Genomic DNA, 15,056 nt, shown 5'->3' with positions numbered 1-15,056 from the left:
GGACAGGTGACCTCCGACGCGCTGTTCACCCGTCTCGCACCTGTCCTCAACGTCTCCGACCTCGCCGCCGAGCGGGCGTTCTACGAGAAGCTCGGCCTACCCGTGATCTACGAGGGACCGGAGTACCCGGACTTCATCGCGTTCGGCACGGACACGGTGCACTTCGGCATCCAGCAGGCGTCGGCGCCGAACGACCCGCCGAGTGTGCTCACCTGGCAGATCGCCGTGTCCGACGTGGACGTGGCTGCTGAGCGGTGCCGGGCGGCCGGGCTCGACTTCGAGCTGGAGGAGAACGCGCCGGCGGCGGACTGGACCTACCGGCGGCTGTTGCTGAGGACGCCGAGTGGGTACCGGTTGGCACTCGAGGGGCCGACGGAGTAAGCGAACGGTTCGCGTGCCGGGGTGGTGGGCACGGGGGTGGGAGCCGCACCATGAGGGGATGAGAGGTCCCTCGGGTGGGGGATGTTCGGTGGGTGAGATCACTCGCGGGAGGGTTTGTGAAATCTTTCACGAGCGTTTAGCGTTGAAGTGAACATGAAGTCGGAGACCCACTCAGGGAGAGTGAACCGGATGACAGCCCAGGTGCCGCACATCCTCGTGGTCGGAGGCGGTTACGTCGGGATGTACACCGCGTACGGCCTGCGCCGCGCCGCCCGTCAGGGGCGGATCCGCGTGACGGTGGTCGACCCGCGGTCGGTGATGACGTACCAGCCGTTCCTGCCGGAAGCGGCGGCCGGATCGGTGGAGCCGCGGCACGTCGTGGTGCCGCTGCGCAAGACCCTCAAGGGCTGCCGGGTGGTGACCGGCCGGGTGACCGGCATCGACCACGCGCACAAGGTCGCCCGGGTGATGCCCGAGGAGGGCCCGGAGTACGAGCTCGCCTACGACCAGATCGTCGTCGCGCTCGGCTCGATCGCCCGGACGCTGCCGATCCCCGGCCTGGCCGAGGAAGCGACCGGGTTCAAGAACGTCGAAGAGGCCATTGCCCTGCGCAACAAGGTCCTGGACCGGCTCGACGTGGCGTCCAGCCAGCCCGACCCGGCGCTGCGCAAGTCCGCGCTCACGTTCGTCTTCGTCGGCGGCGGGTACGCCGGGGTGGAGGCGTTCGCCGAGCTCGAGGACATGGCTCGCTACGCCACCCGGTACTACGACAACATCAAGCCCGAGGACATGCACTGGGTCCTGGTCGAGGCCACCAACCGGATCCTCCCGGAGGTCGGCGAGGACCTCGGCAAGTACACCGTGGACCAGCTCCGCAGGCGGAACATGGACATTCGGCTGGAGACCCGGCTGGAGTCCTGCGAGAAGGGCCGCGTGATCCTCAGCGACGGCGACGAGTTCGACGCCGACACGATCGTCTGGACGGCCGGGGTGAAGGCCAACCCGGCGCTCGCCGCGACGGACTTCCCGCTGGACGAGAAGGGCCGGATCAAGACCCTGGCGAACCTGCGGATCGAGGGCCTCGAGGACGCCTGGACGGCCGGCGACAACGCCGCCGTGCCGGACCTGACCAGCGAGACCGGTGCGTACTGCGCCCCGAACGCGCAGCACGCCGTCCGGCAGGCGAACCGCCTCGCGGCGAACATCCTCCGGGTCGTCGACGGGCAGCCGCCGCAGGACTACAAGCACAAGTACGTCGGCTCGGTCGCGAGCCTCGGCCTGCACAAGGGCGTCGCCCAGCTGTACGGCGTGAAGGTGAAGGGCTGGCTGGCCTGGTTCGTGCACCGGACGTACCACGTGTCCCGTGTGCCTACCCTGAACCGGAAGGCCCGGGTGATCCTGGACTGGACGCTGGCGCTGTTCTTCCGGCGCGAGGTGACCAGCCTGGGCAGCCTGCAGACCCCGAACGAGGAGTTCCGCCGGGCGACGCAGTCGTAGCGCACCACCCAGATCGGGCCGGGCCTCCAACTCGCCGGAGGCCCGGCCTCCTTCATTCGTGCAGGAGGCCGGCGTCGTGCGCCAGCAGGGCGATCTGGACGCGGTTGTTCAGGTCGAGCTTGGTAAGGATCCGGGAGACGTGGGTCTTCACGGTCGGGACGCTGAGGTAGAGCGTCGCGCTGATCTCGGCGTTCGACTTGCCCTCGCCGACCGCGACGGCGATCTCGCGTTCCCGGTCGTTGAGCTGGGCGAGCCGGGCGGCGGCCTTGGCCTTGCGGCTGTCCTGGCCGGAGTCCGCGACGCGGGTGATCAGCCGTTTGGTGACGGCCGGCGACAGGACGGGCTGGCCGGCCGCGATCCGGCGTACGGACTCGACGATCTCGGCGGGCGGGGTGTCCTTGAGGATGAACCCGGCGGCGCCGGCGCGGAGTGCGCGCAGTACGTGCTCGTCGGCGTCGAAGGTGGTCAGGATGACGACCTCGGGCGCGCCGGGACGGCGGCGGACCGCCTCGGTCGCGGTGAGTCCGTCGGTGCCGGGCATCCGGATGTCCATCAGGATCACGTCCGGCGCCAGCCGGTCGATCAGCCCCTGCACCCCGGACCCGTCGCCCGCCTCCCCGACCACCCGAATCTCCTCGGCGCCACCCAGCATCAACTTCAGCCCGGCCCTCAGCAAGGGATCGTCGTCGACGATCAGTACCCGAATGGTCATGCGGGCCACGGTAGCCAGGCGTAGAGGCGGAAGTCGCCGGTGGGGGTGCGGCCGTGTTCGAGGCGGCCGTCGACGAGGGCGGCGCGTTCGGTGAGGCCCTTCAGGCCTTGGCCGTCGCCGCGGCGGCGGTGTGGGGCAGGGTTGCGCAGTTCGACCGACAATCCGTTGCCCGGGGCACCGACCACGCTGATCGTCACGGGTTCGCCGGGAGCGTGTTTCACCGCGTTCGTCAGTCCCTCCTGGACAATCCGGTACGCCGTACGCCCGACGTGCTCGGGCATCGGGCCGTCCGCGTCCAGCGTCAGCTCGACCGGGATCCCCGCCGCGCGCGACCCCTCCACCAACTCGGGCAGGTCCGCGAACGCGGGCTGCGGCAGCTCCCCGACGGGCGCTCGCAGGACGCCGATCACCTCGCGGAGGTCCTGCAGCGCCTGGTGAGCGCTGGCGCGGATGATCTCCGCGGCACCTGCCACCTCCTCGGTGGACGCGTCCGGCCGGTACGCCAGCGCACCCGCATGCACGCTCAGCAGCGACAACCGATGCCCGAGTACGTCGTGCATCTCGCGGGCGATCTCCTCCCGCGCCCGGAGCTGCGCCTGCTCCGCCTGGAGTTTCGCCACCGTCTCGGCGCGATCGGCGCGGTCCCGCAACGTCTGCAGGAGCTGCCGGCGGGAGCGGATGTACTGCCCCCAGCCCGCGACCGCGACGTACAGGATCGCGGCGATGACGAGCAGCGTCTTCCAGTCCTGGATGTGCCGGACCCGGGCGTAGATGACGGTGGCGACGAAGTTCGCCGCGAAGACCCATACCGACGTACGCCACGGCTTGTGGACGGCGACGGTCATGATCAGCACCAGCGTCGGCCCGGCCGCGGAGTCGGAGTACGTCGACAGCACGCACGCGATCAACGCCAGCTGCACCGGCCATCGGCGGCGGAACCAGAGCGTCAGGCACAGCACCATCCCGGTCCAGAAGTCGAACGCGAGCAGCAGCCGCGGCACCGCGTCGGACTCGCCGTCACTGTAGGTGAACAGCGCGATCAGGATCGCGGCCACGAACGCCACACTGTCCACGATCCAGTCGCGAGTGCTGCGCTTCGGCCCCATAGGACGAATGTAGCGGCGTGTAAGCGTTCTCCACGGCTTCGGCGGCTGTCCGGATACCGAAGTCGCGTGCCGGGGTACTTAGGTCGACCGGTAGGTTTCCGGGCATGAGTCAGCTCGCTGTCACCGTCATCGGCCCGGACCGCCCGGGGATCATCGCGGACGTCACCGAGGCCCTGGTCGGTACCGGGGTCAACCTCGAGGACTCGACCATGACGCTGCTGCGCGGTCATTTCGCGATGATGATCGTCTGCGCCGGGCCGTTCGACGAGGTGAAGTCGGCGCTGGAGCCGTTGCGCGGCGAGCTGGTGATCACGGTCCGCACGATGGGCCCGGAGCACCGGCACGCGCCGCTCGGGGCGCCGTACATGCTCAGCGTGCACGGCGCGGACCGGCCGGGGATCGTGGCCGCGGTGACCCGGATGATCGCCTCCGCGGGCGGCACCGTGACGGACATGTCGACCCGGCTGAGCGGCGGGCTGTACGTGCTGACCGCCGAGGTCGAGCTGCCGCCGGCGGCCGACCTGGAGATGCTGAACCGGGCGCTCGAGATCACCGCCGAGGAGCTCGGGGTCGGCGTCACGCTGCGGCCGGCCGAGAGCGACGACCTGTGATCACCGACTGGTCCCCCGCCTGGCTGGATGTCGAGGGCGCGATCCTCGAGGTCGTCCGGGCCCCGCACCCGGTGCTGGCGACCGAGAGCGCGCCGGTGGACCCGCTCGACCCGGAGATGATCCAGCTCGCCGCGGACCTGGTCGCAACGATGCGCGTCTCCCCCGGCTGCGTCGGCCTCGCCGCGCCGCAGGTCGGCGTCGCGGCGCAGATGTTCTCGCTGGACGTCACCGGTCACCCGAAGACGCGCACGTGCCACGGCGTCTTCGTACTCTGCAACGCGGTCGTCGTCGAGGCCTCCCGCAACGAGAAGGCCCGCGAGGGCTGCATGTCGGTGCCGGACTTCACCGGCGACGTGAAGCGCGCGACCCGGCTGACGGTCGCCGGGATTCTTCCCGGTACGACGGAACAGGTCAGGATCACCACCGACGCGTTCGAGGCCCGCGCCCTGCAGCACGAGATCGACCACTGCGCCGGCAAGCTGTTCCTCGACCGCGTCGCGGGGGCGCACGCGGTGTACCCGCGGAAGACGTACCAGTAACGTACTCTCGTCCCCGGAGCCCGGGTGGCGGAACGGCAGACGCAGGGAGCTTAAACCTCCTGGCCCTCACAGGCGTACGGGTTCGAATCCCGTCCCGGGCACTGTGGTCGGCTACTTCCTGAACACGCCCAGGTAGTACGCGATGACGAGCGCGTCGAGGAGCAGCGCGAGCCAGGCGAGCAGCTTGCCGCGTTCGCCGGTTCGGCGGATGGTGCGCAGCGCCCGGATGGCGAGGCCGATCGAGATCGGCATGCACAACAGCACGGTGGGGAGCGCGGCGATCGCGAACCGGTTCACGCCTGGCTTCTGACCGCTCCGCGACGGGTCCGAGTAGGGGCCACGGTACGTCGGCGCCGTGTGCGGGTCCCGGTACTGCGGTGCAGTGTGGGGGTCCCGGTGCTGCGGCGCAGTGTAGGGATCCTGGTATGTCGGTGCCGTGTGGGGGTCCTGGTACTGCGGTGCGGTGTACGGGTCCTGGTACTGCGGGCCCGGTTGGCGCGGGGGTGTCTGCGCCTGCTGGGTGTACGGGCCGGAGGACCATTCGAACTGGTCCTCGGGCGGCTCGTCGGGCTGCGGCTCGGGCTGCTGCGGAGGCGTGGGCGGGCCGTTCAGCAGGTCCAGGTAGTCGGAGCGGCGGACCGGGTCGGACAGCACCTCGTACGCGCGGTTCAGCTTCGCCTGCTCGGTCGAGTCGCCGCCGACGTCGGTGTGGGTGCTGCGGGACAGCCGCCGGTAGCTGCGGCGGATCTCGTCGGCGTCCGCGTCCCGGCGTACGCCGAGCAACTTCCAGGGATCGGCTCCGTCGAGGTCCCGGAAGTCCCGGACTCCGCTCATCGAGCGACGTCCGCCTGGTAGCAGACCAACCGCCAGGCCGCCTGCTGCGGGTCGGCGCCGGCCGGCAGCGTCCGGTGGCCGCTGACGAACGTGACCGTCCAGTCGCCCGCCAGGTACATCCACAGGTCGAGGTCTTCGTCGCCGCCGAAGTAGTACATCTTGTAGTGCTTGATCTCCTGCGAACCGAGGAACGGCGTCTGCAGGCGCTGCTGCGCCTCCAGCGGCAGGTTGCCGAGGACGCCGCGCATCTTCTCGGTGAGCGCGAGCTGCGGCGCGGCCGGCGGCGGCAGCTGGGGACCGCCACGCGACATGAGCGAACGCAGACCGGAGCGCGGTGGCGTCGCGTGCTGCTGCACGACGGCATGCTTCAGGCTGGACGGCACGAACGCGTCGATGTGCACGCTCTGCGTCCGCTGCCCGTGCTGGTTCACCTTCGGCGTGGTGACTGCCAGCCCCTTCGGCCCGAGGACCACGGCGTACGGGCGGTCGCGGTCGCGATCGTCCCAGTCCGCCCACCACTCGACCGCCGGTCCGACCTGGCGCTCGACGTGCGCCTTCACGCTGTTGGACAGCTCGGCCCAGTAGTGGAACCGGTCCGGTCGCACCTTCCAGCCCAGTTGCTTGGCCTCGTGTGCGCCGGCCGCCGCCGGTCCGCCCGTCGAGCGCTCGACGCCCCCGCCCGCGGGTCGTTGCGCGGCCGGAAAGCCCCGAGACTGCTCGGGCAGGTTGTCACGACTCATGAGCGCCCGTTTGCATGGTGAAGAGCCTCCAATACGGCGGGGGGCATGGTCAACTCCCGTTCGCCTCGCCTGTGGACAACTCCTTGGCGCGGATCATGACCGCGTCGAGCATCTCCTCGGTGAGTTTGCCGGTGAACGTGTTCTGCTGACTCGGGTGGAAGCAGCCGAGCACGGTGACGTCGCCGTACGGCGTGGGGACCCGGTACTCCACGGCGTGCCCGAACTTGGGGCGAGGGCGCGGTACGTCGGCTCCGAGCGCGACCAGGGCCGTGAGCAGGGCGTCGTACGCGAACTTGCCGAGGCAGACGATCGCTCGCGTGCTGGGGAGGACGAGTTCGAGCTCGCGGCGGTACCAGGGGGCGCAGGTGTCGCGTTCGGCCGGGGTCGGCTTGTTGGCGGGCGGGGCGCAGCGGACGGCGGCGATCATCCGGGTGCCGAACAGGTGCAGGCCGTCGCCCGCGTGTTCGCTGGTGGGTTGGCTCGCGAGGCCGACGCGGTACAGGCCGGCGAACAGCCAGTCGCCGGAGCGGTCGCCGGTGAAGACGCGGCCGGTCCGGTTCCCGCCGTTCGCGGCCGGAGCGAGGCCGACGATCAGGATCCTCGGATCCGGCGCGCCCCAACCCGGGATCGGGCGGCCCCAGTACGGCTGGTCCGCAAACGACTTCCGCTTGCTGACAGCAACTTCCTCCCGCCATTCCACCAGCCGCGGACAGGCCGCGCAGACCGACACCCGCGCCTCCAGCTCCCGCAGATCCCCCGTCCTCGCCAGTTCCACCACCTCCCCGGCATCCCGCGCCACGAGTGTCCCCACCGCAGCCGGATCCTCCGGCCACCCCGTCCCCGCCGGCACCGGGCTCTCGAACAACTCCCCCGTCAACGGATGCCGCAGTTTCATCCCTCCACACTAGAGACATGAGCACTGTAGGAGTGGTTGCCTCCGGCGCGGGCGGTGTCGAACAGTTGCGTGGCGGACTCGTCGTACCGCTGCTGAAGCGCGGCCACCAGGTCGCGATCACCCTCACGCCGACCGCCGCCGATTGGCTCGCCCCGGCCGAGCGATGGGAGCTCGAGCGCCTCACCGAGCTCCCGGTCCGCTCTCACCCCCGCCGGCCCGGCGAGGCCCGCCCGCACCCACCGGTCGACGTGTTCGTCGCGGCACCGGCCACGGCGAACACGGTGGCGAAGCTGGCGCTGGGGATCGGGGACAACCAGGCGCTCAGCGTGCTGTGCGAGGCGCTCGGGAGTACGCCGATGGTCGTGTTCCCGCGGGTGAACGCCGCGCACGCGCGACACCCGGCCTGGGCCGGGCATCTCGCGACGCTGCGGGCAGCGGGGGCGGGTGCTGGTGGAGTGGGAGTTGCTGGAGCCGCGGGCTACCGACGGGCGTGAACTGCCGTGGGGGCGGATTCTGGCCGCGCTGCCGGGGTGACCTGGCGGGTGGGGATGGCCAGCGCCAGTACGACGGCTGCCGCGGCGAAGGCGGAGAGTAGTACGAAGGTGTGGGTGAAGCCGGACTCGGCGGGGAGGCCGGACGGCTGGGTGTGACCGGTGATGATCGAGCTGGCCAGGGCCGTGCCGATCGAACCGCCGATCGTGCGGATGTTGGTGTTCATCCCGGTCGCCACACCGGTCTGTTCGCGCGGGACGTTCTGCACGATCAGGCTGGTCATCGCGGCGTACGCGAGGCCGAGCCCGAGCCCGAACAGTGCCGTCGAGAACGCGATCTGCCAGCGTGCGTGGTGGAACTCCGCGAACATCAGCGCCCCGACCAGGATCACCGACGACCCGGACACCACCTGTGCCTTGGCGCTGAACCGCGCCGCGAGCGGACCGCTGAACGACCCGGCGAGCGCCATCGTCACCAGCATCGGCAACATCAGCAGCCCGGCCTGCGTCACGCTGGCCCCGAACCCGAACCCGGCCGCCTTCGGGATCTGCAGGAACTGCGGCACGAACGCGTACACCGCGAACATCGCGGCCCCGAACAGCAACGCGACGAAGTTCGTCGTCCACACCGCCGGCCGGCGCATCATCCGCATGTCGATCAACGGGTTCCGCGACCGCAGCTCGACCGCGATCCAGCCGGCGAACAGTACGACGGCCAGCGCGAAGAGCCCGATGGTGCGGAACGAGCCCCAGCCCCACGTACGACCGGTGCTCAACGGCAGCAGCAACGCGATCAACCACCCGGACAGGAAGGCGGCGGCGAGCCAGTCGATCCGTCCGGGGACCCGGTTCGGCGACTCCGGGACGTACCGGCGTACCAAGGCGGTGGCGACCGTGACGACCGCCATCGGGATCCAGAACAGCCAGCGCCAGCCGAGCCACTCGACGATCGGGCCGGCCAGCACGATGCCTAGCCCGCCGCCCGCGGCGATGACGGCCGAGACCACGCCGACCACGGACGGGACCCGCTCGGCCGGGAACTCGTCGCGGATGATCCCGAACGCCAGCGGGAACACGGCCCCGCCGACCCCCTGGAAGATTCGGGCGGCGATCAGTACGCCGATGTTCGGCGCGAGGGCGGCGACCAGGCAGCCGACCGCGAGCGCGGCCAGTGCGATGAACATCGTGCGCTCCTTGCCCGCCATGTCGCCGATCCGGCCGAGCAGCGGGGTGGCGACGGAGACCGAGAGCAGGAGTGCGGTGAAGACCCAGGTGACCGTGCCCGGGGTGGTGTGCAGGCTGTGCTGGATGACGGGCAGCGCCGGGCTGACCAGCGACTGCAACATGGAGAACGAAGCGACCACCGTGGCGAGTACCGCCAGGGTCAGTCGTGGATTGCCAGACCTGATGACAGGCATGCGGAAGTCCTTCGGAAAGGGGACGCACGCGCCGAGACCCGGCGCGGTGTTTCTCGGCCTGATAAAGTCGAGGTATGCCTCCACTATAGCGGAGGGGTGCCTCCGGTACCAAGTGGTTAAGGTGATCCGATGAGCGAGCAGATCCGGCCTGCGCTACAGGTCGACGTACGGCGGCCGCAGCGGGCGGACGCGCGGCGGAACTTCGACGCGCTGCTCACCGCTGCCCGGGACGCGTTCGCGAGCAAGGGCGTCGGGGCGTCGCTGGAGGACATCGCCCGGCAGGCAGGCGTCGGCATCGGCACCCTCTACCGGAACTTCCCGAGCCGTCAGGACCTGCTGAACGCGGTGTACCTCGGCGAGATCGAGGAGCTCTGCATCGCCGCCGAGGACGCGGCCGGCCTACCGCCGTGGGAGGCCCTCACCACCTGGCTGCACCGCTTCGTCGAGTACGCCGCCACCAAGCGGGCGATCTGGGAGTCGCTGAACCGCGAGTCCGAGAGCTTCAAGACCGCCCGCGCCGCGATGTACGCCGCCGGAACCCCGCTGTTCGAACGCGCCCAGGAGTCCGGCGAGGCCCGCAAGGACGTCTCCTTCGACGACCTCCTCCGCATGGTCAGCGGCCTCACCGCCGCCGGCTTCGTCGACCAGTCCCAACGCGACCGCGTCCTCAACATAGCCCTGGACGGCGTCCGCGCCAGGTGACGGATCAGTCGCGCGGGCTGACAACCTCGAATCCGGCGTCCTTCGCCGCCTCCGCAAGACGGTCGTCGTAGGTGACCACCGCCGTCAGGTCCGTACCCAGCACCCGGGCTGTCGCCAGATGGATCGCGTCCAGCGAGCGCAGCATGCGATCCGGCTCGTTCATCGCGGCATCCACGATGTCGTCGTCGATGCTGATGACGTCGAACGCGAGCAGCAGGTCGCGGGCATCCGGCAGCACGGCCGGGACGACCCGCGTGACCGCCCGCATCACCTCGATCCGCAGCAACGCCGAGCTGACCCAAGCAGCACCCGCAGCCTCGTCGTAGAACGCCGCGAACGCCTTGGAGTGCGTCTCCTCGACCAACAACTTCAAAGCGGCAGAGGTGTCGACGTAATAGAGCGTCACCAACGCTCCTCGTCGCGCAGTGCGGCGAGGGAGTCGCCCAACTTGTCGGTGCCGTCACCTGCCCGCATCCGCGGCCGGTAGCCGGGCCGCACGGCAGGCCGGACCTTGCCCTCCGCGGCGAGCCGATCCAGCACTGGAGTCTCGTCCCACTCCACCACCGGGACGATTCGCGCGATCAGCCGGCCGTACTCGGTCACGTCGATCGCTTCACCGTGCCGGACGCGCGCCAGCACCTCACTCGTCCGGTGACGCAACTCACGCAGCCCCACGGCATGCTCGTTCTCGTTCACCATCGCCATACCCAAAAGGTAGCACAATTTTGTGACACATCTGGTCGAGTTATCCGAGGGAGAGGGCGACTCCGTCGAGTATGTCGTGTTCGGAGACGGTCAAGGTGGTGACCTGGAGGCGGTCGACGAGGTGTTGGAGGATGAGGGCGCCGGCGCCGATGACGTCTACGCGGCCGGGGTGGATCGAGGGGACCGCGGTTCGGGCGGCGTGGGTTGAGGTGGTCAGCCAGGTGGTCGTTTCGCGGAGCTGAGCCGTGGTGAGGGTCGCGTGGTGCACGGCGGTGCGGTCGTACTCCGGGAGATCGAGGGCTACCGCGGCGACGGTGGTCGCGGTGCCGGCGACGGCGATCAGGGCGCGGGCCTCGTGGAGCGGGACCGTGGTGGCGTCCAGGAGCGCGTCGATGTCCTTCGCGATCGCGGCGCGTTCTGCCGGGGCGGTCGGGTCGGTGGTGACGTGCCGCTCGGTCAGACGGACGGAGCCGATGTCGAGGGACTGGGCCGCTCGGACGCCGGTCCGGTCGCCCAGCACCAGCTCGGTGGAGCCGCCGCCGATGTCGGTCACCAGGTACGGCTCGGGCAGGTCGATTCCGGTGGTGGCGCCGCGGAAGCTGAGTTCGGCCTCTTCGGTGCCGGAGATGATTTCCGGGCGTACGCCGAGGCGCTGCTCGATGCCCGTGAAGAACTCGTCGCGGTTGCTGACGTCGCGGGCGGCGGAGGTCGCGACGAAGCGGATCCTGCTGATGGCCCTGGAACGGATGAGGGAGGCGAAGTCTTCCGTGGCTGCGAAGACCCGGGCCAGGGCTTCGGGTGCGAAGGCGCCGGTGGCGTCCACACCTTGCCCGAGGCGGACGATCGTCATCCGGCGGTCGACCTCCACCAGCCCGCCGTCGACGAGGTCGGCGATCAGCAGCCGGATCGAGTTGGTGCCGCAGTCGATCGCGGCGACCCGCACCGCACCGCCGGCGTCAGACATGCCAGCCTCGGTGTCAGACACAAGGGCCTCGGCGGCCCCAGTCCTCCAGGGCTTCCAGGGTCTCGTCGCCCAGCGGGTTGACGCCTGGGCCGGCCGCCAGGGAGTGGCCGGCCAGGACGTGCAGGCACTTCACCCGGGCCGGCATGCCGCCCGCGGTGATGCCGGCGATCTCCTCGACGTGTTCGATCGACTCGCGGTGCGCGAGGTACGACTCATGGGCCGCGCGGTACCGGGCCGCCAGGTCCTCGTCGTCGGCCAGCCGGTCGGTCATCTCCTTCATCAGACCCGACGCCTCGAGGGTCCCGATCGCGGACGCCAGCCGCGGGCAGGTCACGTAGTACGTCGTGGGGAACGGCGTACCGTCCGGCAGTCGCGGCTCGGTCTCGACCACATCGGGGAGGCCGCAACCGCAGCGGTGCGCGATCGAGCGGATGCCGCGCGCGGTCCGGCCCAGTTGCTTACTGACTGCTTCTTCGTCGGCAGGGCTGACACTCACTTGGTCACCTTAGGTGACGCCGGTGCCGGTGGGTTGCCGGCGCCCTCCACACTCCCCCAGAGCTTCGTGTACCAGGTCGGCTTCTGCGTGTCCGCCGTACCGTCCGCGGGCGTCGACGGCTCCGGCGGAGCGCCGACCGGCTTCCCGTCGGCGCCGATCACGCGGTACCCGACCTCGCCCGGCATCACCCAGCCGAGTCGCTGCCGGGCCTGCGCCTTCACGTACGCGTCGTCCTTCCACCGGGCGATCTCGTCGTTCAGCTCGCCGACGCGCTTCTCCCGGTCGCGGATCTCCTGGTTCAGCGCGCTGATCTGCTGGTGCTGGTCGAACCACACCCGCAGGCTCTGCGCGTACGACACGATCAGCGCGCCCAGCACCAGCAGGACGACGGCCGCCCGGCCGGTCAGGTTGCGCGACCCGCGGGTCCGCGACGGCTCCGCCGAGGTGCCCGCCGTACGGCGTTTCGGCTGGTCGCCCCGCCGGGCCGGTGGACGCGACTGGGTCCGGCTCGACGGACGCGAGCCGGGTCGTGCACCACTTTCCCGACGGGACGGCATACGGCAAACCTCCTGAGATCAGCCCTGGAACCGCGGGAAGGCCGAGCGACCGGCGTACGTCGCCGCGTCGTCGAGCTCCTCCTCGATCCGGAGCAGCTGGTTGTACTTCGCGGTGCGGTCGGACCGGGCCGGGGCGCCGGACTTGATCTGGCCGCAGTTCGTCGCCACCGCGAGGTCGGCGATCGTGGTGTCCTCGGTCTCGCCCGAACGGTGGCTCATCATGCAGGTGAAGCCGTTGCGGTGCGCGAGGTCGACGGCGTCCAGGGTCTCGGTCAGCGAGCCGATCTGGTTCACCTTGACCAGCAGGCTGTTCGCGGACTTCTCGGTGATACCGCGCTGCAGCCGCTCGACGTTGGTGACGAACAGGTCGTCGCCGACGATCTGGATCTTGCCGCCGAGCTCGCCGGTGATGGCCTTCCAGCCGTCCCAGTCCTCCTCGTTCAGCGGGTCCTCGATCGAGACGATCGGGTACGACGACACCAGGTCCGCGTAGTACGCGATCATCTCGTCGGCGGACTTCTTGCCGCCCTCGAACGCGTACACGCCCTCGGTGTAGAACTCGCTCGCGGCCACGTCCATCGCCAGCGCGATGTCCTTGCCGAGCTGCAGGCCGGCCTTCTCGACCGCGACCGCGATCAGGTCCAGGGCGGCCCGGTTGCTGTCCAGGTTCGGCGCGAAGCCGCCCTCGTCGCCGAGGCCGGTGGACAGGCCACGCTCCTTCAGCACCGCCTTCAGCGCGTGGTAGACGGTCGCGCCCTGCATCAGCGCCTCGCCGTAGGTGGCGGCGCCGATCGGGGCGATCATGAACTCCTGGACGTCGACGTTGCTGTCCGCGTGCGCGCCGCCGTTCAGGATGTTCATCATCGGCACCGGCAGGACGTGCGCGTTCGGGCCGCCGACGTACCGGAACAGCGGCAGGCCGGAGCTGTCCGCGGCCGCCTTCGCGACCGCGAGGCTGACGCCGAGGATCGCGTTCGCGCCGAGCTTGGCCTTGTTCGGGGTGCCGTCCAGGTCGAGGAGCGCCTGGTCGATCAGCCGCTGCTCGTGGACGTCGTACCCGACGATCTCCTTGTCGATGTCCTCGAGGATCGCGGTGACGGCCTTCTGCACGCCCTTGCCGCCGTACCGCTCCTTGTCGCCGTCACGCAGCTCCACGGCCTCGAACTGGCCGGTGGACGCGCCCGACGGGACGGCCGCGCGGGCGATGGTGTCGTCGTCGAGCAGAACCTCGACCTCGACAGTGGGGTTGCCGCGCGAGTCGAGGATCTCGCGCGCGCCGACGGCCTCGATGGTGGCCACATTGACTCCCAAGTTCTCGATGACGAATCGCTCTGAGCCTAGTCCCCAGACCACCGAGCTCAGTGGACCGCGTCGCCCCCAACGATCGCATCCGAAGGTACTTCCCGCGTCAGTAACACTCCGTTGGGCGCCCGGTCGACCTCCAGATTCCCTGAATCCACACCCAGCCAGACTTCTTGGGATCTACAGGCCGAACGAGCGGCGCGCGTCGTCCAGCCCCTTCCGGTTGTCCGCCGGGCCGGAGATGCCGGTGAGGAGGTTGGTGGTGATCCGCCAGGCGAAGTAGCCCGCCTGTACGGCGTACCGGACGCGGAGGTAGGTGTCGAGGCCTCGGTGGATCTCGTCGGTGAGATCGGGCCGCCGGTCGAGGTAGGCCGGTACGACCTCGCGGCCGACGTACATCGCCGCCGACGCCACGTCGTACAGGATCGGGCCTCGCATCGCGCTCCCCCAGTCGATCAACCCGACCTGCCCGTCCGGCTGCCGGCGGAACGCCTCCGCGGCGGGGTCCCCGTGCAGCCACGCCCACGACACCGGCCCCAGCGAGACCGCCTCCGCGATCGCCGACTCGACAGCCGGCCGGATCCACGGCTCGAGGTCCAGCGAATCCTCGAACGGCAGCAGGAACCGCAGCCACTCGGCGGTCTCCCCGGGTTCGAGCGGCGCCGCCGAATGCACCCGCCCCAGCACGTCCCCGATCTCGACCTGGTCGGAAGGCACCAGCTCAGCCCCGTCGACATACTCCAGTACGGCGACCTGGCGCCCGTCGACCCGCTCCACCAGCCGTCCGCGCTTGCTCGCCCGCGGCCTGCCGGTCGTCACACCCGCGTCGTCCAGCCGCCGGGCCAGCTCCAGCCCAGGCCCGAACGACCCGTCGTCGACGCCGACCGCCTTCAGCACAAGCCGATCCGCACCACAGGTCGCCAGCCAGGTGGCCGAGTTCATGCCACCGGTCAGCACCTCCAGACCGGAAACCTTCAGGTCCCAGTGCTCCCGCAGTACCTCGGCAACATCCACCCGCGCAGCCTGCCAGCCGAAGGACCCGACCGCACACGCATTTCCCGGCGAGCGGCTACAGCCCCCTCCCCGGGGCGCCGCGGGATTCAGCG

At 70.2% G+C, this 15,056-nt stretch carries 19 protein-coding genes and 1 tRNA gene; 7 read left to right on the top strand and 13 right to left on the bottom strand.

Annotated elements, in window-relative coordinates; all coding sequences use genetic code 11:
- The first annotated feature begins 6 nt into the window (after positions 1-6).
- Both ACFV9C_RS14135 and ACFV9C_RS14130 read left to right on the top strand, forming a co-directional pair.
- Positions 7-381 (top strand): VOC family protein, encoded by a 375-nt coding sequence (locus tag ACFV9C_RS14135; protein WP_380193623.1) that lies wholly within the window; start codon positions 7-9, stop codon positions 379-381.
- Between the two features lie 189 nt (positions 382-570).
- Positions 571-1,878, top strand: a complete 1,308-nt coding sequence (locus ACFV9C_RS14130) for an NAD(P)/FAD-dependent oxidoreductase (protein ID WP_380193622.1) — start codon at positions 571-573, stop codon at positions 1,876-1,878.
- A 52-nt stretch (positions 1,879-1,930) separates the two neighbouring features.
- On the opposite strand, the gene ACFV9C_RS14125 is transcribed toward ACFV9C_RS14130, so the two are convergent.
- Both ACFV9C_RS14125 and ACFV9C_RS14120 read right to left on the bottom strand, forming a co-directional pair.
- Positions 1,931-2,590, bottom strand: a complete 660-nt coding sequence (locus tag ACFV9C_RS14125) for a response regulator (RefSeq protein WP_380193620.1) — start codon at positions 2,588-2,590, stop codon at positions 1,931-1,933.
- Entirely contained in the window at positions 2,587-3,696 is a 1,110-nt protein-coding gene (locus ACFV9C_RS14120) for a sensor histidine kinase (protein WP_380193618.1), read from the bottom strand. The genes ACFV9C_RS14125 and ACFV9C_RS14120 overlap by 4 nt, the downstream gene beginning before the upstream one ends.
- Positions 3,697-3,800: 104 nt before the next feature.
- Between ACFV9C_RS14120 and ACFV9C_RS14115 the strand changes: the two genes are divergently transcribed.
- The 3 genes from ACFV9C_RS14115 to ACFV9C_RS14105 all read left to right on the top strand — a co-directional run bounded on the left by ACFV9C_RS14115 (position 3,801) and on the right by ACFV9C_RS14105 (position 4,947).
- Entirely contained in the window at positions 3,801-4,307 is a 507-nt protein-coding gene (locus ACFV9C_RS14115; protein ID WP_380193617.1) for a glycine cleavage system protein R, read from the top strand.
- The gene (gene def, locus ACFV9C_RS14110) at positions 4,304-4,846 is read left to right on the top strand and encodes a peptide deformylase (RefSeq protein ID WP_380193616.1); all 543 of its coding nucleotides are present in this window, start codon (positions 4,304-4,306) and stop codon (positions 4,844-4,846) included. The genes ACFV9C_RS14115 and def overlap by 4 nt, the downstream gene beginning before the upstream one ends.
- 18 nt (positions 4,847-4,864) lie before the next feature.
- Positions 4,865-4,947: transfer RNA gene (locus ACFV9C_RS14105), tRNA-Leu, on the top strand.
- A 10-nt stretch (positions 4,948-4,957) separates the two neighbouring features.
- Here ACFV9C_RS14105 and ACFV9C_RS14100 read toward each other — a convergent pair.
- Genes ACFV9C_RS14100 through ACFV9C_RS14090 form a run of 3 tightly spaced genes read right to left on the bottom strand, consistent with a single transcriptional unit; the run spans position 4,958 to position 7,315 of the window.
- Positions 4,958-5,680 carry a DnaJ domain-containing protein gene (locus ACFV9C_RS14100; RefSeq protein ID WP_380193615.1) on the bottom strand — a complete coding sequence of 241 codons (723 nt, stop codon included), beginning with the start codon at positions 5,678-5,680 and terminating at the stop codon, positions 4,958-4,960.
- Positions 5,677-6,420, bottom strand: coding sequence for a hypothetical protein (locus tag ACFV9C_RS14095; protein WP_380193614.1), 744 nt, complete (start codon positions 6,418-6,420; stop codon positions 5,677-5,679). Before ACFV9C_RS14095 ends, ACFV9C_RS14100 begins: the two co-directional genes overlap by 4 nt.
- A gap of 49 nt (positions 6,421-6,469) precedes the next feature.
- The gene (locus ACFV9C_RS14090; RefSeq protein ID WP_380193613.1) at positions 6,470-7,315 is read right to left on the bottom strand and encodes a uracil-DNA glycosylase; all 846 of its coding nucleotides are present in this window, start codon (positions 7,313-7,315) and stop codon (positions 6,470-6,472) included.
- A gap of 17 nt (positions 7,316-7,332) precedes the next feature.
- Here ACFV9C_RS14090 and ACFV9C_RS14085 point away from each other — a divergent pair, with 17 nt between their 5' ends.
- The gene (locus tag ACFV9C_RS14085; RefSeq protein ID WP_380193611.1) at positions 7,333-7,809 is read left to right on the top strand and encodes a flavoprotein; all 477 of its coding nucleotides are present in this window, start codon (positions 7,333-7,335) and stop codon (positions 7,807-7,809) included.
- Here ACFV9C_RS14085 and ACFV9C_RS14080 read toward each other — a convergent pair.
- Positions 7,794-9,224 carry an MFS transporter gene (locus tag ACFV9C_RS14080; RefSeq protein ID WP_380193610.1) on the bottom strand — a complete coding sequence of 477 codons (1,431 nt, stop codon included), beginning with the start codon at positions 9,222-9,224 and terminating at the stop codon, positions 7,794-7,796. The two genes, ACFV9C_RS14085 and ACFV9C_RS14080, sit on opposite strands and share 16 nt — an antisense overlap.
- Positions 9,225-9,353: 129 nt before the next feature.
- Between ACFV9C_RS14080 and ACFV9C_RS14075 the strand changes: the two genes are divergently transcribed.
- Positions 9,354-9,926 (top strand): TetR/AcrR family transcriptional regulator, encoded by a 573-nt coding sequence (locus ACFV9C_RS14075; RefSeq protein ID WP_380193609.1) that lies wholly within the window; start codon positions 9,354-9,356, stop codon positions 9,924-9,926.
- A gap of 4 nt (positions 9,927-9,930) precedes the next feature.
- Here the strand turns inward: ACFV9C_RS14075 and ACFV9C_RS14070 are convergent, their stop codons facing one another.
- The 7 genes from ACFV9C_RS14070 to ACFV9C_RS14040 form a co-directional block, all read right to left on the bottom strand.
- Positions 9,931-10,332, bottom strand: coding sequence for a type II toxin-antitoxin system VapC family toxin (locus tag ACFV9C_RS14070; RefSeq protein ID WP_380193607.1), 402 nt, complete (start codon positions 10,330-10,332; stop codon positions 9,931-9,933).
- The gene (locus ACFV9C_RS14065) at positions 10,329-10,631 is read right to left on the bottom strand and encodes a type II toxin-antitoxin system Phd/YefM family antitoxin (RefSeq protein ID WP_380193606.1); all 303 of its coding nucleotides are present in this window, start codon (positions 10,629-10,631) and stop codon (positions 10,329-10,331) included. The genes ACFV9C_RS14070 and ACFV9C_RS14065 overlap by 4 nt, the downstream gene beginning before the upstream one ends.
- Before the next feature lie 40 nt (positions 10,632-10,671).
- Positions 10,672-11,595, bottom strand: a complete 924-nt coding sequence (locus ACFV9C_RS14060; RefSeq protein ID WP_380193605.1) for an exopolyphosphatase — start codon at positions 11,593-11,595, stop codon at positions 10,672-10,674.
- Positions 11,596-11,608: 13 nt separating this feature from the next.
- Entirely contained in the window at positions 11,609-12,091 is a 483-nt protein-coding gene (locus tag ACFV9C_RS14055) for a DUF501 domain-containing protein (protein WP_380193603.1), read from the bottom strand.
- Positions 12,088-12,648, bottom strand: a complete 561-nt coding sequence (locus ACFV9C_RS14050) for a septum formation initiator family protein (protein ID WP_380193602.1) — start codon at positions 12,646-12,648, stop codon at positions 12,088-12,090. Before ACFV9C_RS14050 ends, ACFV9C_RS14055 begins: the two co-directional genes overlap by 4 nt.
- Positions 12,649-12,666: 18 nt before the next feature.
- Complete coding sequence (gene eno, locus ACFV9C_RS14045) at positions 12,667-13,947, bottom strand: phosphopyruvate hydratase (protein WP_380193600.1); 1,281 nt, start codon at positions 13,945-13,947, stop codon at positions 12,667-12,669.
- Positions 13,948-14,130: 183 nt separating this feature from the next.
- Complete coding sequence (locus ACFV9C_RS14040) at positions 14,131-14,964, bottom strand: phosphotransferase enzyme family protein (RefSeq protein ID WP_380193599.1); 834 nt, start codon at positions 14,962-14,964, stop codon at positions 14,131-14,133.
- Between the last annotated feature and the right edge of the window lie 92 nt (positions 14,965-15,056).

This window comes from Kribbella sp. NPDC059898 (assembly GCF_042730855.1).
In the GTDB taxonomy this organism is placed as follows: Bacteria; Actinomycetota; Actinomycetes; order Propionibacteriales; family Kribbellaceae; genus Kribbella.
Note: the sequence above shows the minus strand (reverse complement) of the source record. Positions and strands in the feature narration are given on the sequence as shown.

Coding starts and splice junctions, on each gene's coding strand:
- ACFV9C_RS14130 (WP_380193622.1), top strand. CDS start 571: ATGACAGCCCAGGTGCCGCACATCCTCGTGGTCGGAGGCGGTTACGTC.
- ACFV9C_RS14125 (WP_380193620.1), bottom strand. CDS start 2,590: ATGACCATTCGGGTACTGATCGTCGACGACGATCCCTTGCTGAGGGCC.
- ACFV9C_RS14120 (WP_380193618.1), bottom strand. CDS start 3,696: ATGGGGCCGAAGCGCAGCACTCGCGACTGGATCGTGGACAGTGTGGCG.
- ACFV9C_RS14115 (WP_380193617.1), top strand. CDS start 3,801: ATGAGTCAGCTCGCTGTCACCGTCATCGGCCCGGACCGCCCGGGGATC.
- ACFV9C_RS14100 (WP_380193615.1), bottom strand. CDS start 5,680: ATGAGCGGAGTCCGGGACTTCCGGGACCTCGACGGAGCCGATCCCTGG.
- ACFV9C_RS14095 (WP_380193614.1), bottom strand. CDS start 6,420: ATGAGTCGTGACAACCTGCCCGAGCAGTCTCGGGGCTTTCCGGCCGCG.
- ACFV9C_RS14090 (WP_380193613.1), bottom strand. CDS start 7,315: ATGAAACTGCGGCATCCGTTGACGGGGGAGTTGTTCGAGAGCCCGGTG.
- ACFV9C_RS14085 (WP_380193611.1), top strand. CDS start 7,333: ATGAGCACTGTAGGAGTGGTTGCCTCCGGCGCGGGCGGTGTCGAACAG.
- ACFV9C_RS14080 (WP_380193610.1), bottom strand. CDS start 9,224: ATGCCTGTCATCAGGTCTGGCAATCCACGACTGACCCTGGCGGTACTC.
- ACFV9C_RS14075 (WP_380193609.1), top strand. CDS start 9,354: ATGAGCGAGCAGATCCGGCCTGCGCTACAGGTCGACGTACGGCGGCCG.
- ACFV9C_RS14065 (WP_380193606.1), bottom strand. CDS start 10,631: ATGGCGATGGTGAACGAGAACGAGCATGCCGTGGGGCTGCGTGAGTTG.
- ACFV9C_RS14060 (WP_380193605.1), bottom strand. CDS start 11,595: ATGTCTGACGCCGGCGGTGCGGTGCGGGTCGCCGCGATCGACTGCGGC.
- ACFV9C_RS14050 (WP_380193602.1), bottom strand. CDS start 12,648: ATGCCGTCCCGTCGGGAAAGTGGTGCACGACCCGGCTCGCGTCCGTCG.